This is a genomic window from Daejeonella sp. (genome assembly GCF_037719425.1).
In the GTDB taxonomy this organism is placed as follows: domain Bacteria; phylum Bacteroidota; class Bacteroidia; order Sphingobacteriales; family Sphingobacteriaceae; genus Daejeonella.
In genome coordinates, this window is sequence record NZ_JBBJNI010000034.1 from 1 (window position 1) to 25,141 (window position 25,141).

Annotated in this window: 19 protein-coding genes; 7 read left to right on the forward strand and 12 right to left on the reverse strand. The window is 38.4% G+C overall.

Going from position 1 to position 25,141, the window contains the following annotated elements:
• Nucleotides 1-684 precede the first annotated feature (684 nt).
• From WKF69_RS06560 to WKF69_RS06590, 7 genes are all read left to right on the forward strand, one after another.
• On the forward strand, nt 685-1,056 hold the full coding sequence (locus WKF69_RS06560; protein WP_340380575.1) for a DUF6567 family protein: 372 nt from the start codon (nt 685-687) through the stop codon (nt 1,054-1,056).
• A 520-nt stretch (nt 1,057-1,576) separates the two neighbouring features.
• Complete coding sequence (locus WKF69_RS06565; protein WP_340380577.1) at nt 1,577-1,975, forward strand: hypothetical protein; 399 nt, start codon at nt 1,577-1,579, stop codon at nt 1,973-1,975.
• Nucleotides 1,976-1,982: 7 nt separating this feature from the next.
• On the forward strand, nt 1,983-2,405 hold the full coding sequence (locus WKF69_RS06570; RefSeq protein ID WP_340380579.1) for a hypothetical protein: 423 nt from the start codon (nt 1,983-1,985) through the stop codon (nt 2,403-2,405).
• A 716-nt stretch (nt 2,406-3,121) separates the two neighbouring features.
• Complete coding sequence (locus tag WKF69_RS06575; RefSeq protein WP_340380581.1) at nt 3,122-5,506, forward strand: TonB-dependent receptor; 2,385 nt, start codon at nt 3,122-3,124, stop codon at nt 5,504-5,506.
• A 4-nt stretch (nt 5,507-5,510) separates the two neighbouring features.
• The gene (locus tag WKF69_RS06580) at nt 5,511-6,347 is read left to right on the forward strand and encodes a DUF4249 domain-containing protein (RefSeq protein WP_340380583.1); all 837 of its coding nucleotides are present in this window, start codon (nt 5,511-5,513) and stop codon (nt 6,345-6,347) included.
• A 62-nt stretch (nt 6,348-6,409) separates the two neighbouring features.
• Complete coding sequence (locus WKF69_RS06585; RefSeq protein WP_340380585.1) at nt 6,410-7,324, forward strand: NAD(P)-dependent alcohol dehydrogenase; 915 nt, start codon at nt 6,410-6,412, stop codon at nt 7,322-7,324.
• Between the two features lie 170 nt (nt 7,325-7,494).
• Complete coding sequence (locus tag WKF69_RS06590) at nt 7,495-8,025, forward strand: GNAT family protein (protein WP_340380587.1); 531 nt, start codon at nt 7,495-7,497, stop codon at nt 8,023-8,025.
• Nucleotides 8,026-8,123: 98 nt separating this feature from the next.
• On the opposite strand, the gene WKF69_RS06595 is transcribed toward WKF69_RS06590, so the two are convergent.
• The 12 genes from WKF69_RS06595 to WKF69_RS06650 form a co-directional block, all read right to left on the reverse strand.
• Nucleotides 8,124-9,500 carry an FGGY family carbohydrate kinase gene (locus WKF69_RS06595; RefSeq protein WP_340380589.1) on the reverse strand — a complete coding sequence of 459 codons (1,377 nt, stop codon included), beginning with the start codon at nt 9,498-9,500 and terminating at the stop codon, nt 8,124-8,126.
• A gap of 7 nt (nt 9,501-9,507) precedes the next feature.
• Nucleotides 9,508-10,782, reverse strand: a complete 1,275-nt coding sequence (locus WKF69_RS06600) for a sugar isomerase (RefSeq protein WP_340380590.1) — start codon at nt 10,780-10,782, stop codon at nt 9,508-9,510.
• 126 nt (nt 10,783-10,908) lie between these two features.
• Nucleotides 10,909-13,029, reverse strand: coding sequence for a bifunctional aldolase/short-chain dehydrogenase (locus tag WKF69_RS06605; protein WP_340380592.1), 2,121 nt, complete (start codon nt 13,027-13,029; stop codon nt 10,909-10,911).
• Between the two features lie 19 nt (nt 13,030-13,048).
• Nucleotides 13,049-14,125: an L-rhamnose/proton symporter RhaT gene (rhaT, locus tag WKF69_RS06610; protein ID WP_340380594.1), complete on the reverse strand. Its 1,077-nt coding sequence runs from the start codon at nt 14,123-14,125 to the stop codon at nt 13,049-13,051.
• An 86-nt stretch (nt 14,126-14,211) separates the two neighbouring features.
• Entirely contained in the window at nt 14,212-15,243 is a 1,032-nt protein-coding gene (locus WKF69_RS06615) for a GntR family transcriptional regulator (RefSeq protein ID WP_340380610.1), read from the reverse strand.
• A 38-nt stretch (nt 15,244-15,281) separates the two neighbouring features.
• Nucleotides 15,282-15,596 carry an L-rhamnose mutarotase gene (rhaM, locus tag WKF69_RS06620; protein ID WP_340380596.1) on the reverse strand — a complete coding sequence of 105 codons (315 nt, stop codon included), beginning with the start codon at nt 15,594-15,596 and terminating at the stop codon, nt 15,282-15,284.
• A 192-nt stretch (nt 15,597-15,788) separates the two neighbouring features.
• Entirely contained in the window at nt 15,789-16,817 is a 1,029-nt protein-coding gene (locus WKF69_RS06625; protein WP_340380598.1) for a hypothetical protein, read from the reverse strand.
• Nucleotides 16,818-16,907: 90 nt separating this feature from the next.
• Nucleotides 16,908-20,093 (reverse strand): PVC-type heme-binding CxxCH protein, encoded by a 3,186-nt coding sequence (locus WKF69_RS06630; protein ID WP_340380600.1) that lies wholly within the window; start codon nt 20,091-20,093, stop codon nt 16,908-16,910.
• A gap of 157 nt (nt 20,094-20,250) precedes the next feature.
• Nucleotides 20,251-21,702: a sulfatase gene (locus WKF69_RS06635; protein ID WP_340380601.1), complete on the reverse strand. Its 1,452-nt coding sequence runs from the start codon at nt 21,700-21,702 to the stop codon at nt 20,251-20,253.
• A 13-nt stretch (nt 21,703-21,715) separates the two neighbouring features.
• Nucleotides 21,716-23,188, reverse strand: coding sequence for a sulfatase (locus WKF69_RS06640; RefSeq protein ID WP_340380603.1), 1,473 nt, complete (start codon nt 23,186-23,188; stop codon nt 21,716-21,718).
• A gap of 88 nt (nt 23,189-23,276) precedes the next feature.
• Nucleotides 23,277-24,392, reverse strand: coding sequence for a Gfo/Idh/MocA family oxidoreductase (locus WKF69_RS06645; protein WP_340380604.1), 1,116 nt, complete (start codon nt 24,390-24,392; stop codon nt 23,277-23,279).
• 71 nt (nt 24,393-24,463) lie between these two features.
• Nucleotides 24,464-25,141, reverse strand: a 678-nt coding sequence (locus WKF69_RS06650; RefSeq protein ID WP_340380605.1) for a c-type cytochrome, incomplete at its 5' end; no start/stop codon positions are given.

The window sequence follows — 25,141 nt, forward strand, 5'->3', positions numbered from 1 at the left end:
GACCTTATTCAACGTGTGCCACAACACCAATTAGCAAGTTATTTAGGTATAAAACCTCAATCACTGAGTAGATTAAGAGCAAGAATCTTGGAAAAAAGCAAAGTGAAATCATTTCTTAACTTAAGTGAACGATTTTAAGTCTTTTGCCAATCTATCTTTGCAGTATCGTTTAATATCAGTTAAATAAGATATGCAAAAGAAAATTTTATGGATGAGGATAAAAAAAAGATTGGAAATGGTACACGTTATATCTGAACTTCCATTTGGGTTAACAGTTTAAGTTTTTTAAAAACCGGTTCTTTTTGACCCAGCTATTGGATGTAGTTATTGGCCTGTAAGAACTAATGTTCCAGGATCTTTTAAATTAGCAGAAAAAAAATGGCCTAACTACTTTATTCAACCTGGGCTTCATTTTGGATATAATTTTTAGCATCCTCATCGAGAGATTAATCGGATACATTTCAACATAATAAAATTCCCAAAAACAGCTTCCCCTATTCAAGAATTAGTTTTTTATAGAACCTTCCATCACGGCCACTTTCTGTCTCGTGAGCACCAACATGCCGGAAAGTTTTAAAGTACAAGACAACAAGTGGAAAAAGTACTTTATCGGTGAGCCGGGCCAGCGTTTCGGATTTAAGTTTTAATACATGTATAACAATAAATAATTAAATAATTACTACAATGAAAAAAATCGTCATTCCTTCCGTGTTCTTATTGCTCGCGGCATCTTTTAGTTCATGTGGCATCGGCCACGCCTTTGTTACCAACCACAATCAAAACGCCACTGAGGTACACTTAAGTGAGAACAACTTCAAAGTAATTGATCAGGTAAGCGGAAGTTCGGAGACGTCTTATGTATTGGCAATTGGAGGGGTGAACAAAAGGCAATTGTACGAAAATGCGTATTCAACGATGATGAAGAAAGCCAACTTACTAAATAGCTCCAAAGCTATTATCAACGTGATGACAGAAGAACACTTCAGTGGTTTTGCCCCTTTCTTTGTGAGAAGAACTATAACTGTGAGTGCCCAAGTAGTTGAATTTACGAGGTAAGTTTAAAGAAATGAGGCGTGTATTATTTCAGGATTGACAGTTGGGGGCTCATTTGGTACCACTTGACTTGATTAGATTAAAATGCAAAAGATGAAGGCCATTGTTTATGCAGAATACGGTGACCGGATGTGCTTCACATGGCAGTAGTTGAAAAGCCATATCCAAAGGCCGATGAAGTGCTCACCAAGATTCGTGCAGTTTCGGTGAACTTTGGAGATTCAATTGCGGGGAATTTCAAAAACCTCGTACTTTGTTCTAAAAGGCTGTATTCGGACATACTATGTCATAGATGAAGACGAAAAACTACTGCTTTCTACACAGAAGTGGAAGCTTTGACACCTCCGAAGAACTTTTAGCTACACAACGAATAGATTTTGACGAGTTTAAGACCTCTTCCCCTGAACAACGATATCTGAACTTAATACAAAAAATACCTGACCTTATCAACGCGTTCCACAACACCAATTAGCGAGTTAGCGGGCATTGTAAAACGACAGCGTAAACAAACGAAAATATAAATATGAACATAGCAATTTTAATAGCAAACATTTTGACACTTTTAGCATTTGTACTGCACACTTTTGTGGGCGACAAAGAATTAAAGGTAAATGAACCAACTGAAGGACTTGATGAAAATTTTCAAAAAAGAGAAAAATGGACAATGGCAAGATGTGGTTGGCATTGGGTTTCATTTGACTTACTTTTTGCGACAATCGGACTTGGGCTAATCAACTTCACAAACTGCTTTGACAATGAAAAAACCTTGTTGCAGATATTGACTGTTTATTTTTTAGGTTATGCAATAGTTTGGGCTTTAACAATCGCCATTTCAAAACAATTTCCAAAAAACTATTTAAAACTTGGACAATGGATTTTACTATTGCTTATAAGTGGACTTATTTACTTGGGAACAAATTAATTGAATTATGCTAAAACTTGGTGGATGCATAAATATTCTTATTGCAATCGGACATATTATTGGATTATTTTGGGCTGACAAAATGTTTGAAATAACAGGAATTGGAAAAGAAATGAAAGAACTTGCTCAAGCACATTCTTCATTGCCTTATTTGCTGACAATTTTTGTTGCAATCGCTTTTTTTGTTTTTGGACTATATGGACTCTCAGCAGACAACAAATTTAGACGACTACCATTCTTAAAGCCAGTAATTTTTTTAATTGCAGGTATTTATTTATTGCGGGGAATTGGAGAATTAATTTTTGACTTGGAAAAGCAACAGACAAATCAATTTTTGGAAATAACATATTCGCTTATTGCTGTCTTTATTGGACTTTTATTTTTAATAGGTGGACTAAGAAAATGGAACCTAAAACACACGAATGAATAAACAACAACCCGCTAACATCGGTTTGGCAATATGGCGGCTGAAGTGCTTCGATGAAACATCTATGCAAGGTCCAACATTTGTACTTCTAATTGAACTTTAGTGCTAAAAATCCACCATATCGCCAAGCCGAAAACAGCTATTAGGTATCAAACCTCAATCATTAAGCAGACTAAGAGCAAGAATTCTTGAGATAAAGAGCTAAAACGTATTTCTTAACTTAAGTGAACGAGTTGTTGTAACTCGCCTATCTACTTTTGCAGTATCTTCTAACATCAATTAAAAAAGATATGCAAAAGAAAATTTTATGGATTAGAATTGATACACAGAAGCCGTAAACACGGGTGCTTAGCAAGGGCAGGCTTAACCATTTCGAAGAAACATTTGTCCAAGCTTCAGCTTTCATACTTCGTTTGAACTTACAGTACTAAAATCCACCTCCGCCAAGCCGTAAACGTTAAGAAGCATGTGGGAACATCATTAGCATTATCTAGTTTCAAGTGTCGTCGCTTTTCAAACTATTGGCATGAAGTAAACTGCAAGTTTGCTGCAAAATTTAAAATGAAAGCAATGTTAAGAGGTCATGCTAAAACACCTGATAATCTTATCCAAATTCCACGATAGTTTAAAAAATTCAAATGCCAACTATTTAAATCCTATAAAAAGGCATTTAGCACTAAATTAAAATTCACAAATAATCTCGAAAAAATCAAAATCAAATGTTTAAAACACTACATAAGCAAATCATAGCTTTCATAGCTATACTGCTTTTACACAATTTGGCAAATGCCCAGGAAAAGGTTACCATAAGCGGTAAGATTACCGATATTGAAACTAAAGAATCTTTAATAGGAGTTAATGTATTTCTTAAAGAGATTAACAGCGCTACTACAACTAACGAATACGGTTTTTATTCATTAACAGTACCTAAAGGAAATTATACTTTAAAAATTGGATTTGTAGGCTTTGCTTCTTTAGAAGATTCTATAAAACTTAACCAAAGTTTAGTGAAGGACTATTCTTTAAAGCTTAATTATCAATCCATTAATGAAGTTGTGGTCTTAAGTGATAAAAATATAATTGAAATACGACGACCAGAAATGAGTATAAACAAGCTTACCGTTAGAGAAATTAAACAAATGCCTGTGGTATTAGGAGAGGTAGATGTAATAAAATCCATCTTACAATTACCCGGAGTAACTAATGCTGGAGAGGGACAATCTGGTTTTAATGTTAGAGGTGGAGGTGCAGAACAGAATTTAATTTTATTAGATGAAGCCACAATCTACAATTCTTCCCATTTGTTTGGATTTTTCTCTGTTTTTAATGCCGATGCTATTAATGACATCAAACTTTATAAAGGGGGTATACCCTCACGTTTTGGAGGTAGATTATCTTCTGTCCTGGAAATTTATCAGAAAGAAGGTAATAAAAACGACTTAAAATTTACTGGAGGTATAGGCTTAATTTCTAGTAGGTTACTAGTAGAAGGCCCGGTTAATGACGGTAACGGTTCTTTCTTATTTGCGGGTAGAAGTTCTTACGGACACTTATTTTTAAAACTTACAGATATCAAAAGCGCTGCATCATTTTATGATTTAAATACAAAGATTAGTTACAAATTAAACGATAAAAACAAGGTTTATCTCTCTGGGTATTTTGGTAGAGATGCCTTTAACATTAACGAAGATTTTACTAATACTTATGGTAATGCAGTTATTAATGTCAGGTGGAATAGATTATTTAGTGATAAATTATTCTCCAACCTTTCTCTTATCTACAGTGATTATAACTATGGTTTAGAAATTGGTTTTGCTGGTTTTAAATGGGCCAGTAAAATTCAGAACATAAACTTAAAGTATGATTTTAAACACTATTTAAATAACGATTTAAGATTAACCTATGGAGTAAACGCTCAGCATTATTTATTTAACCCTGGAACTGTTACACCAATAGGCGAAAACTCCCCCATGAATAAACAACAAGTAGCAAAAAAATATGCTTTAGAGCCCGCGATCTACTTTGATATTGACCAAACAGTTACAAAAAAGCTTTCTGCAAATTATGGTTTACGATATAGTATGTTCTATAGGTTAGGACAACAAGACGTTTTCACCTACGCCAATAACGAAGCAGTTAAATTTAATCAGGATTCAAAAATCTATGAGAAAGCCATCCCTACCGGTATCAAAAGTTATAAGAACAATCAAAGCATAGCTAGCTTTAATAATTTAGAACCGCGGGTATCCTTATCTTATGCTTTGGATGATGACCATTCTATTAAAACTAGTTATAATAGAATGTATCAATACCTGCATCTTTTATCTAATACTCAATCCCCTACTCCCTTAGATATATGGACGCCAAGCGATAATTTCTTAAAACCTCAATCTTTAGATCAGCTTGCTTTGGGCTATTTCCAAAATTTAAATCAAGATAATTATTCTTTGGAGGTAGAAAGTTTCTATAAAAAAATTAAAAATAAGTTAGATTATATAGATGGCACAGATTTACTAGCCAATAAAGCAATAGAGCAAGTGGTGCTGAACGGCATAGGCAGATCCTACGGTTTAGAGATGATGTTTCGAAAAAATACAGGGGACTTAACTGGTTGGATATCTTATACATTGTCAAGATCAAAACAGCAAACAGCAGGAAGAAATAATACAGAGACAGGAATAAATAATGGTGAGTGGTATAAATCTGCATCCGATAAATTGCATAATCTATCAATAACTGCTAGTTACAAATTAAGTGAAAAATGGCGTTTTGGTTCTATATTTAGTTTACAGTCTGGTCAACCCATCACTTTCCCTAATAGCAGGTATCAGTTTCAAGATATCAGCGTTCCTAATTTTGGATTGAGAAACCAAAATAACTTACCCGCTTATCATCATTTAGATGTTTCAGGAACTTACACCCCAAAGCATAATAAAGTAAAAAAATGGCAGGGAGAATGGGTTTTTAGTGTTTACAATATATATAATAGGCAAAATGCTTCTAGTATGACATTTTCTCAAAACTCAGAAACTGGAGTTAATGAATCTAAAAGATTATCAATATTTGGTGCGGTACCAAGCTTTACTTACAATTTTAAATTTTAATAACATGAGAAAAATTTTATCAATCATATCCACTCTCACTGTGATTTTGTTTAGCAGTTGCGAGAAAATAGTTAATGTAGATCTGGAAACACAAGCCCCAAGATTAATTGTAGATGCGGCTTTAATATGGGTTAAAGGTACCGATGGAAAAGTTCAGACTATAAAATTAACTACAACAACAGGATATTATCAGCAAGAAATGCCAAAAGTTAGTAATGCAACGGTTTACATTACCAACTCTGCAAATGTTAGGTTTGATTTTTTAGAAGAACCTGGTACAAATGGAATAACTGGAAGATACACCTGTATTAAGTTTATCCCTAAAATTGGAGAAACATATACTTTAACAGTGATTTATAAGGGTGAGACTTATGAAGGAAAAGAAACATTGATAGCTGTTAATCCAATTGAAAACGTAGAACAAAGAGACGATTTCGGACTAAACAGAGATGAGTACGGGATCAAGGTAAATTTTAGAGATCCTGTTAATCAAAATAACTATTATTTATTTAGCTATAAAACAGCAAATAGAAAGTTTCCCAGTTATGATGCTTTTGACGATCAGTTTATTGACGGTAATTTAGGTTTTGGCGTATTCGCTGATGCTAAATCAAAAAAAGGAGATAGCATAAATATTAAATTCAGCGGAATTTCGCAAAGATATTTTAACTACATGAAAATATTAATTGGTACTTCAAACGCAGATAGTAATGGCATATTTGCTACGGTACCATCTTCAAATATTAGAGGTAACATGATTAATAAAACTAATGGTACTAATTACTGCTTAGGGTATTTTAGTTTTTCAGAAACAGACCAATCGAATTATATTTTAAAATAAAAGTTGGATATCTAATTCACCAACCGTTGTAAATTTCATTTTAATCAACTATTATATATTTAATGAAAGCAATTATTTGCACAAAATACGGTCCTCCTGAAGTTTTGCAAATTCGGGAAGTGGCCAAACCCATCCCGAGGGACAATCAAATACTTGTTAAAATTGTTGCCACTGCGGTAAATTCGGGAGACGTTCGGGTAAGAAGCTTTAAGGTAAAAGGATTAATGAAAGTACTCATGCGCATAGTTTTAGGAGTATTTAAACCCAGAAATCCTATATTGGGAACTGTTTTTTCGGGTGTTGTTGCAGAGCTCGGAAACAACGTTTCAAAATTTCAAATTGGAGCTAGTGTATTTGGCATGACAGGTTTTAAATTCGGCACTTATGCAGAATTTATAGCAGTCAATCAAAATAGTAATGTAATTGAAATGCCGAAAAATGCAACCTACGAAGAAGCTGCCGCGGTAGTTTTTGGCGGACATACAGCCATTTATTTTCTGGACAAGGCTAAAATATCTGAAAGATCAAGACCTAAAGTTTTGATTATTGGAGCAACTGGTTCTGTAGGAACAGCGGCTATTCAAATAGCACAACACCAAAATGCAGATGTAACAGCAGTTTGCAGTTCCAAAGGCCTTGCATTGGTAAAAGCTTTAGGAGTTAATCGTATAATTCTTTATGACAAGGAAGATTTTACTAAACAAATAGAAAAATTTGACATCATTTTTGACGCGGTGGGGAAAACAACCAAAAAAGAATGCACACCACTTCTAAATAAAAATGGTGTCTACAAAACTGTAAATGGATTCTCTTCGGGAACATTATCTCAATTGCACTTATTAAAAGAATTATTTGAAAAGGGTAAATATAAAGCTATAATTGACAAGACATTTCCAATGGACAAGATAGTCGAAGCCCATAGATACGTTGAAACAGAAAGAAAAAAAGGAAATGTGGTATTAACAATTAGCGAATGACAGAAACACCAGGCTCAAATATCACTAATCGTTGCCCAAGTCTATTCCTTTATAGCCTGCCCTATTCAGAACTTCGGTGGACTGCGTGATGGGGAAGACCATAAGAGAAAAATGTAGACATTGATACAGAATAAAAAGACACGGAAGTGATTAAAGAAATTTAACAGTATATGATAGAAACAGAATTACTTTTACTAAGGCCTATTACGGGAAAAGATAACAAACAGGTTTTTAGTTACAGGTCAGATGCCGAAACCAACAAATATCAAGGGTTCATACCAAAAACTATTGAGGAAATAGATGAATTTATTGCAAAAAACCCGTTGGAATTTAATCAACCAGAGTCCTGGTTTCAACTTGTTATTATTGAAAAAAATTCTGGTGAGATTGTAGGGGACATAGGAATACATTTCATTGGAGATGATGGCTTTCAATGTGAGCTTGGATGTACGTTAAATAGATTACACCAGGGCAAAGGGTACGCTTTAACAGCGATGAAAATTACCATTGATCATTTATTTAGAAACCTGAACAAACACCGAATAACAGGTTCAGTTGACCCGAAAAACACTAATTCAATTAAGCTTATAGAAAGACTGAACTTTAGAAAAGAAGCTCATTTTAAAGAAAGTCTGTTTATTAATCAAGAATGGGTAGATGATATAGTATACGGAATTTTGAAAAGTGAATGGAAACCCTAAGTACATGTAACCCTCCCCACTTTCGGACAGGTATTTCCGGCAAATTCTATCCAAATTAGACCCTATAAACCAATGGGGAGATATCTAGAATCAATAGATTATTTAGATGAGTAATACTTTAAATCAATAATATTACCCGGTAAAGATTTATTGTTCCAGTGATCATGTATAGCTAGCGCCGCACCAATTGCTGAAGCCTGAGCTACCGAAGCTGCAAATACTTCAATTTGCGGGAATACGGAAGCCAGCATAAACATATAAACCTCGTTTTTGCTAAATCCTCCATCAACGAATATTCTACGCACATCTGTGTTTTTTAATACAAGTTGAGTTGAAGCCGCCTGCTGTACGATTATATCGAATATTAACTGATGATATGCTTGTTCATAATTATCAAACATCCTTAAATCTCTATCGCCAAAAGAAGATGAATGCAAAATCACCTTCATACCAGCCTGATAATTGATAGAGGAATCTTTCTTTAATGAGGAAAGAATTTCTGGATAATATTCAACTGTTGCGTAATAATCCAAAGATTTGTTAAAGTGATCGGCCAAACGTTTTATTTGTTGCTCATGTTCATAACCAGCAAAAAGCCGTGAAGCTTTTACGGGGCGACCCGTGTAATTCAGGAAGAACAGACAATCGTTTTTCAACTCTTCTTCAGTTAATGGAGCCTCGTTAAAAGGGTTTAAGCTGATGCACCAGGTACCTGTAGAAATCAGGATAAATGGATCATTAAAACTGATCAAATAAGGTATTAATGCAGCAGAACTATCATGTAAACCTATACCGATTATTACATCATTCTGCTTATTTTTAATACGTACAACGGTTTCTCCATCGCAAATAGGAGCAAGTATTGTATCAAGGTTCTCCTTGTAAACCCAATCATGATAACGGTCTGTCTTAAAATTCCATAAATTGGTATGGCAACCGATACTGGTTAATTCTGAACAGGCTTTATTGGTTAAGATGTAACTAATATATTGCGGCAGATGTAAAGAAACATTGATCGCTTTAAATAAATCTGCCTGCTCATATTTTAACCTGTATAACTGCATGCCTGAATTTAAATTACCCAACACAGGTGAGGCTGTTTCTATAGAAAACCTGATTTCTCCACCATAATTATTGTAGAAAGACTTTTGCAGATCGGGAGCATATGGTTTGAGATAGTTATATAAAGGCAAAAACGGAATGCCCTGATTATTGAGGTGAACAAAGCTAGCACCATAAGCAGAAAAATTAACCGCCATGATCTGAAATTCCAGCAACTGCATCACATAATTAAAAGTATCTTTTACCCACTTCGTTAATTCATGAACATCATCACAAAGAAACCCATCTTCATCCAGAATTTCATCAAATTTTACAGAACTCTCCCATTGGATAGAGTATTGTTCATCCAATAGAAATATTTTTTTATTGGTTTTGCCTACATCAAATATTGCAATAACCGATATTTTATCCATTTTTGACTTATAATCCAGTTGCTAAGGTCATTGCTCCTCTCTCCTTTGTTAAGTTATTCCGAACATTTAAACTTCTGTAAAGCGCTATTGGATTTAACGAGCCACCAGAACGTAAACGGGCTTCAGCTACTATAGCTCTTACATCTGTACGGAAGACTGACTGCAATATCTCCTGGCATTCTACAGTATCGTTTTCATTCTGAGCTCTTGCCAGTGCTTTCCTGTCTACCAGTAAAGCCTGGGTATAAGCGATCATAATGGCTTCAACCGACTGCAGAAGATCTTCGAGCGGATCTTTAACATTATGAGATGCATCAATCATCCAGCCTAAACCCGAAGCATGATTCATTCCTTTTACATCCATACCTTCTACCAGCTCATTAAAGATTAGAAATAACTGATAAGGCTTCATACTTCCTGCCGTAAGATCATCATCTCCATATTTGGAATCATTAAAGTGGAACCCGCCAAGTTTACCTTCCATCAATAATAGAGAAACAATCTGTTCTATGTTAGCATTGGGCAGATGGTGACCCAGATCAACCAAAGTATAGGCCTTTGGGCCTAATTTACTGGTATAAAGCAATGATTGTCCCCAGTCACCCACAGTAGTAGAGTAGAAATTTGGTTCATACGCTTTATATTCTACAAACATTTTCCAGTTTTGGGGCAATGCAGCATATATTTCTTGAAGACTTTCTAATGTATTTTGAAATGCTTTACGGAAATTGAGTTGCCCTGGAAAGCATGAACCATCGGCTAGCCAGACGGTTAATGAATCTGAACCCAATTCTACTCCATGTCTGATCACCTCTATATTGTGTTCAATTGCCTGTTTACGCACAGCCTTATTCACATTTTGCAGGGAACCAAATTTATAGCTGTGTTGCTGATCTTTCTGATCCTGGAAAGTATTGGAATTCATGGCATCAAAACGTAGTCCTTTTTGTGCCGCCAGAGATTTAATAGCATTATAATCACCTGGAATATCCCATGGAATATGCAACGAAATGGCGCCGCTTGATTTGTTTAACTGATGCAAAAGGCCAATGTCTTCTATTTTCTCTTCCAGATTCCGGGGTTCGCCACCGCCAGAGAATCTCCCAAATCGTGTCCCTCCAGTACCTAGCGCCCAGCTTGGTATAGCAATCTGGAAATCAACAAGTTTGTTAATTACCTGTTCTATGCCTTCTGTTTCTAAAGAAATAAAATCAAGTTTTTTTTGATGTTCAGCCCGGAGGTCGCTGTTATGTTCGTCTATCTGATATTTTTCTATTAACATGATTTCTTAGATTTTATGACATTACAACGAGTGTATTTAGTAATTGCTTGATTACAAAGATTTGCTTAGTTAAGCTGCTTGTGTACCCGGATCTAGTAATAATTTCAATGCGTATAAACAGTATCACTACCTCACAAACGCCGTAGCGATTCCACCATCTACATTAAGTACATTCCCTGTCGATTTATTCAATAATCCCCCTGTAAAAGCAAAACAGGCATTGGCTATATCTTCAGGAATAATAATCTCATTCAGCAGCGAGCGTTTTGCGTAGTATGCAGGTAGTTCTTCTACCGTGATACCATAAGCTTTGGCCCTGCCCTCTGCCCAGCCACCTGCCCATATATTACTGTCAGAAATTACAGCATCCGGATTTACCACATTCACACGAATCTTATCTGCACCCAGTTCGGCCGCATTTAATCTGCTTAAATGTAACTGAGCCGCTTTTGCAGACCCATAGCCAGCGTTATTAGGTCCCGAGACCAGCGCATTTTTACTTACAATATTAATCACATTTCCACCTATACCCTGCTTACGCATAACCGCTACGCCCGCCTGGGTTATTTTAAACTGACCCTTCACCAACACATCATACAACAGATCCAGGTCTTCATCCGTATGATCCTCAATAGATTTGGAAATAGACAATCCCGCATTATTAATAATGATATCTACCCCGCCAAAAGCCAGTGCGGCATCTTCCATTGCCTGCTGAATTTGGACGTTATTTGTAACATCCAACACCGTAGTTGTGTAAGAATCCTTTCCGTACAATATCTTAAATTCTTCTCCGGCAGCTTCCAGACGTTCCAAATTCATATCGTTCAGGATTACTACAGCGCCTTCATCCACAAACTTTTTGGCAATGGCTTTCCCAATTCCTCCTGCACTGCCGGTAATTAAAGCAATTTGTCCGGAAAGCGCTTTTGGCTTAGGCATACGCTGAAGTTTTGCCTCTTCCAATAACCAGTATTCTATATTAAACGCTTCCTGCCTTGGCAATGAGGTGTATTCGGAAATAGCTTCTGCCCCTTTCATTACATTGATGGCATTGGTGTAAAATTCTGCCGCTACGCGTGTGGTTTGCTTGTCTTTTGAAAAGGAAAACAATCCCACACCAGGGTAAAGTATAATTACCGGGTTTGAATCCCTGATGGCTGGGCTGTTGGCGTGTTTACAGGATTCATAATATTCTGTATACATTTTCCGGTAAGCTTCGAAGGCCGGAGCGAGGTGTTTTTTAATCGCTTCCACATCAGACAGATCCTGATCTGATTTTAAATCAAGCACAAGAGGACTGATCTTGGTTCTTAAAAAATGATCCGGACAGCTGGTCCCTAAAGGTGCAAGACGATCCAGATCGTTAGAATTGATAAATTCCAATACCCGGCCATCATCAGTAAAATGCCCGATCATTTTCCGTTCGCTGGAACAAAAACCCCTAAGAATTGGGGCCAAAGCTGCCGCTTGTTTTTTGCGTAAATCAGGAGCTAAACTATCTATTTTCTGACCTCCAAATATCGGACCTTTCTTACCATAATTTTGTTCCAGATATCCAGCACATTTCTCTATTACTTCTAAGGTATTGATATAGCTTTCGTAAGCTGTATTTCCCCATGTAAATAAACCATGAGAACCCAGCATAATCCCACGTATACCTGGGCTTTCATCTAAGCACTTTTTTAACTCAAGTCCTAATTCAAATCCTGGTTTTCTCCACTCCACCCAACCTATTTGCCCATCAAATAATTCCTTTGTGATCTTTTCACCATCCTTTGCCGCAGCAATGGCTATGGCCGCATCAGGATGTAAATGATCTATATGCTTAAAGGGTAAAAATCCGTGTAAAGGCGTGTCAATAGATGGTGCTTTCGAAGCCAGATCGTAAATGCAATGGTTAAACAATTCCACCATTTCATCTTCGTATTCTAAACCCCTATAGATATTTTTTAGATTACGCAACCGGTCGACATACAGAGCAGCTAATCCACTCTTCTTAAGTGTTCCGATATCACCGCCAGAACCTTTTATCCACATGACTTCAGTTTTCTCATCACCCAGGGGATCTTTAGAAAAAACTTTACAGGAAGTATTACCGCCCCCGTAATTGGTTAACCGAAGATCCGCCCCTAAAAGGTTTGAACGATAGATTAGCAACGCTACTTCATCACCCGCCAGCTTTGAAGCTTCGGCTTCATCCCATAAATAGCTTACATGCTTAAAAGAGGTTGTTTTTATATTCATTTTTCCAATGTTCTATATTTTATTTAATAGAATTTCCCAAGCCAACAATGATAATGGAAACTAGTATAATCATGATTCCTGCTATTACAGTAATCAATGTAGTTCTTCGAACCCCTGTCCATTCCTTCAATACTAAACCCCATATATTGGCTATCAGAATGATAAAAGCCATGTGTAAAATCCATGAACTGGCACCATTACCCAAGCGGCTTTCGCCCATACCATAAAAGAAGAATTGTAAGAACCAGGTGGTACCTGCCAGGGCTGAGAACATATAGTTTTTTAATAATGGGGTTTGTTTATTAGAATAATCAACAAAGGTTTTATTACGCATATTCAAAAACATGCACCAGATAAAATTAGTAGTGAACCCACCCCAAAGGATTACAATGTAAGTGACATTGTTCTGAAATAAGAACTGTCCCTGACCAGGGTTAGCAGCCATCCAAATTTCATTGGCCTGGTTAGCCATATCTTTCCCTGCATCTATACTAAAAGCAAAACAGGCACTGAGAATACCTGAAATTACCGACACAAAGAGTCCAAGGCCTATTTTAAATTCTGTATTAGCCGAATCTTTTTTGGCGAGACTAAGGTCGCGGTCTTTCATCAGTCCGGCTTTACCACAAACCGTAATTCCGATAATACAAACGAACAGACCCAATAGAACTAATTGCCCCCAGCTGGTGCCTATCATCATACTAAAGGTGTCTTTCCCTGCTTTTGGAAAAACCTCATAATAAAAAGACGGTATTAGTGCGCCAAATACAGAACATAATCCCAATATAATAGAACTACCCAGTGATATACCCAAGTACCTTACTCCCAGTCCGTAGGTAAGTCCGCCTATTCCCCATAAAACGCCAAAAAAATAAGTATAAAACAAAGTTGAAAATGGGCTTGCTTGTATAATATCAAAAAAGCCGGGAATTGTTAGATAAGCGGCCAGAGGAGGAACAATCAACCAGGAGAAAAACCCGCCAACGATCCAGTAGCTTTCCCATGACCAACCTTTAACCTTTTTATAAGGAATATAAAAACTACCAGAGGCGAACCCTCCAAGGAAATGATAGAAGACACCAAATATTGCTTGCATAAAGAATTATATTAATTTATATCTGTCGAAAATAAGAAGATGGTCATACTAAACTGTCATGCACTATCATGTAGTTAACTGATATTTTATAAAGATGGTCTTAGGATTAGATGAAAGGGCAATTCCTGATGATCAAGCCTGCGATTTCTAGCCATTTCTGCTGCCATCGTCCCCATCATTTTAAAATCTGTGGAAATAGTAGTGATCCCATTCAATAATAATTTTTTTATGGGTGTTTCATTATAAGATATTACACCTACCTCTTTACCCATTTTTAGATCCAGAGAGATAATTCTTTCAATTAAAGTAATGAGGTCGTCTTCCATAATATTGATGTAAGCTTCTCCAGCCTGTATTGATTCCTTGCTGATATCATTCACTATCAGATGATTGAAAGCATATTGCTGACAGAATCGGCGGAAACCATTGACAATTTCATTGGGAAAATAACTCCTTTTAGGAAATATTAATTTTAAAGTATGGTATTTGGTCAGTGGCTCTCTTGCTTCAGATAAAGCTCCATAAATATCTTTTTCGAAATTTTCAAAAATGCCGGAATATGGCCCCTCAACACCCTGAACTTTTTTATCAAGAAGTATTAATTTTTCTTTTGGAATTGTATTGATAATCTGATAAGCTTCTTCGCCTCCTTCAACAAAGTGAGGGATTATTACATAATGAGTGTAATCTGTCCGTTTATTTTCAATAAGCTTTTTAAAAATCGCAAAATCATTGTTATAGATATAGAAATCGATAGAGGCGTCTTCGCCTAAAGAAGCTACAAATGAATCGTAAATAATTTTCTTATGGGCAGAAAGTTTATTGAAAAGAAGAAAGATTTTCAGTTTCTTTTTAATTTCTGTATTACCGATATAGTAGCCTTTGCCCGGTACGGATTCGATTACTCCCTTTTTCTTTAGGTACTTATATCCCTTTTCTGCCGTATCTCTGGATATTTCGAGAATATAGCTCATCTCATTGATGGAAGGAAGAATATCGTTCTTTTTCAAGTTTCCATCTTCTATGGCAGCAATAATAGAATCACTTAACTGCAGATACTTAGGTGTTGCAGAATATTCATCAACATGAATAAATTTAAAAATATCAGAGGGCTCCATGAGTGGTCTATTTTTTTTTATTAAATCAAAAAACAAGTTCAATCCAAATGAAACATCATTTCCAGGGGTTTAGAAATAGGGGAATAATCTTCATTTGTTTCCATAATATCTGCCATGTAATGCCACCATTTTTTCATAACCTCTTTTTCTCCTATACCTTGAGATGAAAGATATCCTGATTTTTTTTGTACGGCAAAAAGAATATCAGTTTCATTATCCAGAAAAATAGTATAATCACTGATCTTACTTTCTTTTAATACCGATAGTAAGGCAGGCCATATTGCAGCATGTCGCTTTCTATATTCTTCCTGGCAACCAGGCTTTAGTTTCATTTTAAAGGCTATTTTTTCCATGTTGTAATTTTTTCTGTTTTATTATTTCTCGCTTCTATTGCTATATTATTTCTGCCAGAACGAATACTCAGCGGCTGAGTAAAATACTTAAGCACTCAGGGAATATGCCTGATCTTCGGACGACCCTGTGCAAATATTTAAGGAGCCCAATGAAAAAGCCCGCAAATTAAATAGCATTTAGCTATGTTTAGTTTATTTCTTTATTTCAAAGTCAGCAGGAGATAATCCTTTTTTAAAGTTGCCGAATCCAAACATCGTAGGATTGTATTCGCCTATAATGTCAACGTTGCTTTCCTTAGGAATTTGCTGATCCATTCCGATAGCCCAATAACACGCATTCACAAGTAACCTTCTCAGATCCTTGCTTAGCAAATCAACGGAGGCTCCCATAGTCGTGTTAAATATGCGCGCAGTATTGCCTTTTTCATTCGTATAGTTTTTTATCCAGGCTACAGGCATCACCGATTTCTCATAACTTAGTGGAGATTTGGGAGTCATACCATGTGTAGACTGTCCGTATACCAATACTTTTGAATCACCTGTCAGGTTGCGGATGGTATAGACATCTGTAGCCGCCCAAATATCTTTTACGCCACGGAGTATAGCATGATTTTCCATCGTGCCATTTATTAATCCACGGGTACCTTCTTTACCGTGAACTCCATGATGAGCAATCCATGTTTCGCCGAGCGTCTGCCTGCCATAGCCACCTTCCCAGCCCTTCACTGTACTGTCAAAACTATATTTAGCAAAAGGACTTTGCTTATTCCTGGTATAATTGAAAGCATGCGTGGATGTGCGCAACGCTACAACTGGTTTACCAGCTTTGGTATATTCATCAATGAATTTCATTTGCGCATCAGGCAACTCTCTGAAACGAATTAATAAGACCATTAGATCGGCGGTCTGTAATTGATCTAATCCTGGAATATTTGTCTGATTATTCGGGTCGACTTTACTCGTCTTAGGGTCAATAGAAAATAGAACAGTACATTTAAATCCATGATATTCTGCTAAAATCTTTGCCATCAAGGTAAGGGCTTCTTCCGAACGATATTCTTCATCACCGCTTACAAAAACGATGTGCTTGCCTTTCCCAGGACCCTCATTGCCCTTATATACAGACCACAGATCCCTATGCTGGGCTGTGGCCAACCTGGCGCTTAGTATTAACATTATAGTGATAAGTAGGAAGCTGTCCTTAACTCGGTTTTTCATCATAAAGTATTCTATTTTGATCGGTTACAAATCTTGATTTCGCCTTAATCAATTCAATTTATGAGCAGTCCGTAATCACATTGTTAGCCATAATTATTGATCTGATTTTTCCATGGGGTGTTGCTTGAGCAGTTCTTCAGGTGAATAGAAGCCCGTTTTGCCTTTGATGGCCGCTCGTACCTCTTTTACTTTATCCGGAGCGATAGCGCCCGCTTTGTTGCCGAAGGAATTTCTCACATAGGTTAGTACGGCTGCCACTTCATCGTCAGTCAGTAAGCCCTCGAAAGGTGTCATGGGGACTTGTCCCGGATATTTCTTACCGAGCACTTCAATTGGTCCATGAAGCCCTTTTAAAACCAGTTTAATCAGGCGTTCATTATTACCGGTCACCCAATTTGAGGCTGTAAGTGGCGGAAAGCCTGAAATTACGAGGCCTTTACCATCAGCCTGATGGCAAGTATTACAATATCCTTCCCTGGCATAAACAGCTTTCCCTTTAATGAAAAGGTCGCGTTCAACCCCTTGCAATTCAGTTATAACAGCCAGCTCCTTTTTGTCTTTTACTGCATAGCCGTTCAGGTGTGCCAGTGCTGTTTCATGCGCATTTACCATCCATTCATCAAGAGGTTTCTTAGCAGCTTCCACAAGAATGGGCAGCCCTTTTGCCTTGTCAAGCCAGGAGGCTGCTACTATTGCTTCGAGGCGAACCCGACCATTCTCATCTCTTGCAGCCTGCATCAAAAGTGCAGCCTGATCGGCTACCTGATGTCCCGTATAACGCAGAACGCGTACGGCAGCTGCCCTGGCATGATAATCTTTTGCATGCAATAATTGACGAAGGAGTGTTTGGTCAACCTTATTAAGTCCCCAGCTAACCCATAATGCTTCCAGCAAATGGTGTTCATACCGGGTATCATTTTTATTGAGTTTTGTAACCCAGGTCTTGATATGAGAAAGTACCTCAGAAGCTTTACGGCCCCGGAGTTCCCGACGGGTCCGGTAGCGGGTCCGGTATTCGGGAAGTTTAAGGTTATTTAAAAGTTCATCGATGCTCGCCCCTGCCACCTTTGTCGGTTTAAGCAATGGCCTTGAGGGGTATGTAATGCGATAAATTCGCCCATGGGAATGATCCCGCAGCGGATCCCGCGCATTGTGCTGCATGTGACCGATCAGAACATTATGCCAATCAACCAGATAAAGGGAACCATCAGGTGCAAACTCCATGTCTACCGGACGAAAATTGGGGTCGGCTGACTGTATTAAATCCTGGAGGTGATTAGTCCTATAGCCTGTACCATCGTCCGCTATAACATGCTGTTTCATACCTAAAAAACCGATAGTATTGTTGATAAGCAAGTCTCCTTGTACATTATCCGGAAAATGACGGCTGGAGACAAATTCCAGTCCGGAGGTGGGCCGTACACGATGTTTTTCCTCAATTAAATTCACCGATTTATGAGTGGCCACTCCGTATCTCGACTTAACTGAGCCAGGCATCATCCAGCGGACATCCGGACCGGATGTTTCAGCAAAGAAATTCTGACCCCAATCGTCAAAGGCAATCCCCCATGGATTAGGTATGGAAAGCTGCGCGGTTCGTTCGAGCTGACGCCGGCTTGGATTGTATCGATAAAAGCCGCCATTGGTAGCCCTTACCGGCCCGTAAGAAGTTTCTACATTCGTGTGCAGAAAGACTCCCTCGCCCATATAAATTGCACCAGATGGATCAGCAGTGTAGGCATGATGCGCATGATGTGTATCATGATCATCGAAACCGCTTAAAAGAATCTCCTTTGTATCGGCTTTATCGTCCCCGTTTGTGTCGGTAAAAAGTATCAGGTTTGTACCCTGCGAAACATACACGCCTTCCGGAGCTATTTCAAAACCAACAGGAAGATGTAAACCCTCAGCAAAAGTTGTCTGTTTATCTGCTTTCCCGTCCCCATTGGTATCTTCGAGTATGATAATTTTATCATTAGGTTTCGGATCACCCGGTTTCCAATGAGGATAAGTGGGCATTGTAGCAACCCAGAGGCGTCCTTTATTATCAAAAGATAACTGAACCGGATTCTCCAGATCCACAAACTCCTTTTCAGAAGCAAAGAGTTCTACCTTATATCCAGTTGGAAGGTTAAATTTTTTAAGCGCATCTGGTCCATATAAATAAGCAGGAATGCCATTTTTATCAGTCTGTTTATAATTAGTCTTTACCTCGGGAAGTTTTGTCGTTTTTTGATCAGCGGCAATTAGATCCATTTTTTTTCCTTTAGCGGCCTGCCAGATGGCCTCATCTCTTAAAGCGGTCAACTCCCGGATTTTAACAAGTTCAGCCGGATAATTGTCTGGGCCGAAGGGATCGTATCGACGACCATAAACATGAACGCCATTTGGGATTTTGATATCGTTATGCCACATCCAGTTTTTCTCCAGAACGGCGTCGCGCACCAATCCACGATGCGCCTCTGCCTTAACTGTAGTCTTACCAAAAACCCCATCGGCCAGCAAGGTAGAAAACTTAGCATAACCGGCATCTGTGAGTTGAGAACCATCAATCGTCAATGCTTTCTCACCTGCATCAAACCAACCTTTTGAAGGTGTATAGGCGTTTAAAAAGTGTACCTTATTTTTGGCCGCTATTTCTTTCATAGCTTCGGTGTACAAGCCAAGATTTAGATTTTCCTTTTTACCGTCAGGCAAGTCAAATTTTTCAGAAAGATTTTCGAAAGCTATGGGAGATACAATCGCCAATTGGGGGGATGTAACGCCATTATATTTTTGCCTTAACGTGTGTTTGATAAAGGCATCCAGCTCTGCTTTGTAATTTTCAAGTCCTTCAGGTCCCTGAAACGATTCGTTATAACCGAAAAAAGCAATGATTATATCTGCCTTATGACGGGTGATCCATTCGTCTGGCATTTCATAGTGACCTTGACTATCCGAATTTTTAGCAAGTTCTGTATGGAATTTTTCAGCACCTGGGAATGCCCAGGGTGAGGGACGACCTGAATGAGGCCTGAAGCCCGGGGTGTTCCCACCATCACACATATTCCGGATATATAGCAAGCTATCCGAATAACGGAGCTGCATTTCCGTTTCGAAATGACCGTAGTTCATCATCCGTGAACCAAGATTATTCCCTATTAAGATAATGTGAGAACCTTTTTTAATTTTTAATACCGTTGGATCTGATTGTGCAAGCTTGAACGCACTTAAAACAATTGCTATTAACACAATTGTTTTTAGCAGTACTTGGGTATTCTTTTTTATACTTATTGCCATTTATCAGTTGTAGGATAATTATAATTATTAACTCAAACGAATTATTCAGAGCTGTTTTTTAAATTAAAAGTGATTCCTTGACGGCTTCGTTAATTTTAAATTTGAGACAATTTAGAAAAAGTTTTACTCTCTGTTCTGCCTAGCCAAGAAAAAGAGTCTATTTCAATTCGATTCTCATTTGCTTCAATTTTTGGATCATTTGTTCTTTTAACACAGAATTATCGGAAGTATTAGACAGGTTATGTACTTCAAAAGGATCCAGCAGCTGATCATACAGCTCCTCGTAAAAAAAATTATCCGGATCAATACCGTTGAAGTATCGCATATATTTATACTTCAGTCTCACCAAACCTTCAGATTTCGGCAGATAAACTTTGGAACCATCAGTATCGTACTGATGCTCATAATAGAATTCCATCCTCCAGGAAGGGGTCTTTCCTAGGGCTAGTGGCTTCAGGCTGCTGCCTTGCATCGAAGCAGGAACAGGTATACCTGCATAGTCGAGAATCGTCGGAGCCAGGTCGATATTCAGCACGAGCTGATCATTATTATGCTGGACCTGCGGGCTTCTCCCGTCGTAAATAATGGTTGGCACCCGGATGGACTCATTCTGCCCGAACCACTTTCCTTCCAATCCGTGATCCCCTAAAGCGTAGCCATTGTCGCTCGAGAAAATGATCACCGTATTCTTTTCAAGACCATTTTTTACCAGTTCATCCACTATACGTTTAAGGGCATCGTCAATACCTGTTACCAACCTGTAATACGATTTAATGGATTCCTGATATTTGTCCGGAGTAGAAAATCTTTGTTCCCACCTCACTCTGGCTTCATTGGGAATACCCTTTGAATTCACCCGGAAGGTTTCTGGGAATGCAAGGTAGAATTTGCTGTCGCCTGTAGGTGGAGGAGGAATGGTTACTTTATTATAATAGTTTTCATAGAAAGGGCTGTACAGATATCCGTTATGAAGAGGGTTATTATCTTCCACATGCGGCGCTTTAAAACTTACCTGCAGGCAGAAAGGCTTCGACTTATCTCTTCTTCTTAAAAACTCCACAGCCTGATCACCCATCATATCGGTACTATGAATGGACTTTCCGGCAGCATCTTTATAAAAGTAAACACCCTGACCCGGAAAACCCTTCCAATAATCGTAGTCAATGTCTGGCAGATGGGTTCCAACACCATATTTCCCGATGAATCCAGTATAATATCCGTTGCGCTTAAGCAGAGCCGGAAAATTATTCATGCGAACGGAATCGGTAAAATCGGTCTTAAAATCAAGAATACGATGTCTGGCAGCATTTTGGCCGCTAAAAATACTTGCCCGGCTTATACAACAAATCGAAGTTGTAACAAAAGCGTTTTTAAATAAAGTTCCCTGACTTGCCAGCCGGTCCAGGTTAGGCGTCTTGACTATAGAATTGCCCATGGATCCTAGGGAATTATACCGCAAATCATCGGCTAACAGGAAAATAATATTAGGCTTTTGCGCCTGTTTCTTTTTAAAAGAAACGATCGGGAGAACGGTTAAACCAATGAACGTGATCGTTAATAGGCATTTTCGGCTACCCATAAAAAAGTTAGATGTGCTTTTATACATCATTAATGTTTTTAATTTATTCAATAATTGCTTTGCCTTCATAGTTCATCCTGATGTATGGAACCGTCTCGGTTTCATCCACAACGTATTTCCATTTTTTTACATACTGCATCCCCGGCAGGAATTCATCCTGTCTTTCATGAAGCATTTTATTTAATCTGGAATCAAGGTCTTGCTGCAGCTGTTTGAAACGTGGCTGGTTAACTAAATTATTCAGCTGAAAAGGGTCATTTATATTATCAAATAGCAACCAGGCCCCTTTCAGATCTCTGGCATAGGTAAATCGCTTCGTTACAATGCCCCGGTATTCCTTTCCCCCTGCTTTGCGTCTCCACTGCCCGAAAGGCTGTATGCAGGAGATCATCGTTCCGGTGATGTTATCTTTTCTTTTCCCCATCATGATCTTAGAAAGGTCCTTGCCTTCCACCGCTGCCGGCACAGGGATATCCGAAAACCCTAAGAGGGTAGGCATAATATCGGGGGTATTTAAAAGTACCGATGTGGTTTTGCCCCGGACACCCAAAACATCAGGGTAATGTACCAGAAAAGGTACACGGATACTTTCCTGGTAAGGCTGCTGTTTATTCCAGAAACCATGTGCGCCCAGGAGGTCGCCATGATCAGCGGTAAAAACCAGTATCGAATTTTTTTCAATCCCGGCATCTTTAATTGTTTGCCAAATCTTCCCCACACAATCATCAAGTGCCGAAATATGAGAATAATATCCTTTCAGGTCATTTTGGACTTTTTCCCGGAACTGCGCGGGCACATTGGGATTTATTTCAAGATTCTTGTTTTCGTAAATGGCGCGGTAATTTGCAGGCGCAGTTTGATAGGGATCATGAGGGGGCGTCAGAGAAAGAAAGAGAATGAAGGGCTTGCCAGCCGTTGACTGCTCCTTGATATAATTACACGCATCATCGCTTTGAGCTAAGGCATCGTATCCATTCCACACTAATTTTTTTTCGGATTGACCAGAATAATAAATTGAATTATTGTAATCATGTGAACATTCCAGTGCTTTCCAATATTCAAACCCCTGCCGCCTGTTTTCCGGTATATAGCTTTTCCTGCCGTGTCCGTCAATATGCCATTTGCCGATAAACCCTGTATTGTATCCATTATCCCTGAATACTTCAGCAATAGTGGTTTTTGCTGTATCCAGCATAACATCGTTCATAAAAACACCCGTCGTAAGCGGATACTGACCAGTCATTAACGAAGCCCTGTAAGGTGTGCATACAGGCATGCCAGATACCGCATTCTTAACATTCATGCTTTGAGAAGCTAAGCGGTCAAGATTGGGTGTAATAGCATTCTTATCACCTGAATAGCCCGTTGCCTGCGCCCGCCACTGGTCGACAATGATGTAGATAATATTTGGTTTTACTATTTGCTTTTTTTGCGCAAATAAACTATTAGCGTAAAATAAAAGGAATAAACATTGTAACAGACTTAACTTTTGGCTGAAAAACTGTTTTCTTTTCATAGGGAGTAATTTAAACCATTCTCAGGTAGTTTTCAGGGTAGAATCTCCTAATTAGATTATCGAACAGGAATATTTGTCTTAAGGCTGACTATAATCTCAATTTTACCTTTTTGCCCGTTTTAATAGACAAATAGATCGCATCAATTATTTTTAAATCTTTTAGTGCCTCTTCCCCGTCAACTGGTACAATGGGTATTTTCCCCTCCAAAATAATACCGGCCATTTCATCCATTTGTACTGTTTGATGAGTGGCATGCGGCTGAGTTAATTCTCCTTTATTTGTACGGCCTTTGATGGGGCCATAACCGGTTGAAGGTTGTAATTCGGCAAACCCTTTTTCAGCATTTAAGAAAAAACGATCAAGGTTATTCATATTATAACTGGACAAACAAGAAGCAACCGCTCCTCCAGGGAACCCCAGTTGAAATTGAATGGTTTCGTCAACACCTTCTTTAAATTTTTCCGGATTAGTTTTGGTTTCCTGTGCTGTAACCCAAACAGGGTCTTCACCAATCATATAACGCGATCCATTGACTGCATAAATACCTATATCCATCATGGAGCCACCTCCAGCCAGTTGTTTATTCAATCGCCATTGTTTCGGATCTCCAATTCTGAATCCGCATAATCCCTGAAAAAACAAAATTTTCCCAAATTCGCCTTCCTTTCGCATCCGAATAATTTCCAGTGTTTTAGCCTCAAAGTGTAGTCTGTAGCCTACCAGCAATTTTACATTGGCTTTATTACAGGCATCTATCATTTCCTGCCCTTCTTTGGCATTCAAGGCCATTGGTTTTTCGCAAATAACGTGTTTGCCAGCTCTCGCCACACGGATCACCTGATCGTGATGCAAGGCATTCGGCGTAATGACATATACAGCATCAATTTCCGGATTGTCTTTAATGCGGTCGAAGTTCTCATAATTATAACAATTGGTTACGGGAATGTTATACCTGCTTTGCCAGTCGTCTATTTTTGATGGCGTACCACTAATAAGCCCGACTAATTTGGCCTTCTTACAGTTTTTCATAGCATCAGCTACCCGGGTTCCATAGCTACCCAACCCCATGATTGCGACGCGAAGAATGGGGCCCTGATAAGATTGGTGGGAAAAGTTTCTAGTGCCAGCCAAGCTTTCCCACGGTATGGATAAGGCAAGCGCAGAACCAGCAAGGTTTTGTAAAAAATAACGGCGAGAATTCATAGATACAGGTTTTGTGTAAGTTTAAATCGTCATATAAATTCTTAGCAACACAAGGCCTTCCGAACTTTGGTTTAACCCTTCTTCTTTAATAAAGAAAGGTACTGGATAAGGTCTGCCAATTCTTGTTTTGTTAAGCTCTCATGCAGTCCTTCAGGCATAGTTGATTCTGTCAATTTTCTGGTGCTTTTAACATCATTGGTTTTGATTTTCTGAATCGCCCCACCTGGATATTTCATCTCAACTTCATTTTCTGTTCTGCTTGCGATTATGCCAGTGAGAGTGGAGCCATCTTTCATGTCTATCTGCCAGGTTTCATAACCAAAGCTAATACCGGCTGAAGGTCGAACAATAGCGTCCAGCAACCCTTCTTTGGGAAGCTTAGAGCCTATTTCTGTCAGCTTGGGACCGAAATCAAACCCTTCGTCGCTTACCTGATGACAAACAAAGCAAAATCTTTTAAATACTGCGGCGCCATTTTCATTATTGCCTGTGATAGCTAGTAAATCACTTAGGCTGGGAACTTCATTTTGATTGACTGTTCTTGCGGCACCTGGTAAAAACGTTAATGCTTCGTTATAGACCGCTTTACGCCTGGCTGCTTTTAAACCTGCGACAACAGGGGGTATATATTCTGCCGCAACTTTCTGATTCCGCAACAATTCCAGTGCCTTATCCTCTCCACTCCGGCTTTTCCCAATCATTTCGGCGGCCTTTTGGCGGATAGGATTGCTATTAGAGTTATCTGACAT

Coding starts and splice junctions, on each gene's coding strand:
- WKF69_RS06630 (WP_340380600.1), bottom strand. CDS start 20,093: ATGGCAATAAGTATAAAAAAGAATACCCAAGTACTGCTAAAAACAATT.
- WKF69_RS06585 (WP_340380585.1), top strand. CDS start 6,410: ATGAAAGCAATTATTTGCACAAAATACGGTCCTCCTGAAGTTTTGCAA.
- WKF69_RS06605 (WP_340380592.1), bottom strand. CDS start 13,029: ATGAATATAAAAACAACCTCTTTTAAGCATGTAAGCTATTTATGGGAT.
- WKF69_RS06590 (WP_340380587.1), top strand. CDS start 7,495: ATGATAGAAACAGAATTACTTTTACTAAGGCCTATTACGGGAAAAGAT.
- WKF69_RS06645 (WP_340380604.1), bottom strand. CDS start 24,392: ATGAATTCTCGCCGTTATTTTTTACAAAACCTTGCTGGTTCTGCGCTT.
- WKF69_RS06565 (WP_340380577.1), top strand. CDS start 1,577: ATGAACATAGCAATTTTAATAGCAAACATTTTGACACTTTTAGCATTT.
- WKF69_RS06615 (WP_340380610.1), bottom strand. CDS start 15,243: ATGGAGCCCTCTGATATTTTTAAATTTATTCATGTTGATGAATATTCT.
- WKF69_RS06595 (WP_340380589.1), bottom strand. CDS start 9,500: ATGGATAAAATATCGGTTATTGCAATATTTGATGTAGGCAAAACCAAT.
- WKF69_RS06575 (WP_340380581.1), top strand. CDS start 3,122: ATGTTTAAAACACTACATAAGCAAATCATAGCTTTCATAGCTATACTG.
- WKF69_RS06640 (WP_340380603.1), bottom strand. CDS start 23,188: ATGAAAAGAAAACAGTTTTTCAGCCAAAAGTTAAGTCTGTTACAATGT.
- WKF69_RS06570 (WP_340380579.1), top strand. CDS start 1,983: ATGCTAAAACTTGGTGGATGCATAAATATTCTTATTGCAATCGGACAT.
- WKF69_RS06600 (WP_340380590.1), bottom strand. CDS start 10,782: ATGTTAATAGAAAAATATCAGATAGACGAACATAACAGCGACCTCCGG.
- rhaM (WP_340380596.1), bottom strand. CDS start 15,596: ATGGAAAAAATAGCCTTTAAAATGAAACTAAAGCCTGGTTGCCAGGAA.
- WKF69_RS06625 (WP_340380598.1), bottom strand. CDS start 16,817: ATGATGAAAAACCGAGTTAAGGACAGCTTCCTACTTATCACTATAATG.
- WKF69_RS06560 (WP_340380575.1), top strand. CDS start 685: ATGAAAAAAATCGTCATTCCTTCCGTGTTCTTATTGCTCGCGGCATCT.
- rhaT (WP_340380594.1), bottom strand. CDS start 14,125: ATGCAAGCAATATTTGGTGTCTTCTATCATTTCCTTGGAGGGTTCGCC.
- WKF69_RS06580 (WP_340380583.1), top strand. CDS start 5,511: ATGAGAAAAATTTTATCAATCATATCCACTCTCACTGTGATTTTGTTT.
- WKF69_RS06635 (WP_340380601.1), bottom strand. CDS start 21,702: ATGATGTATAAAAGCACATCTAACTTTTTTATGGGTAGCCGAAAATGC.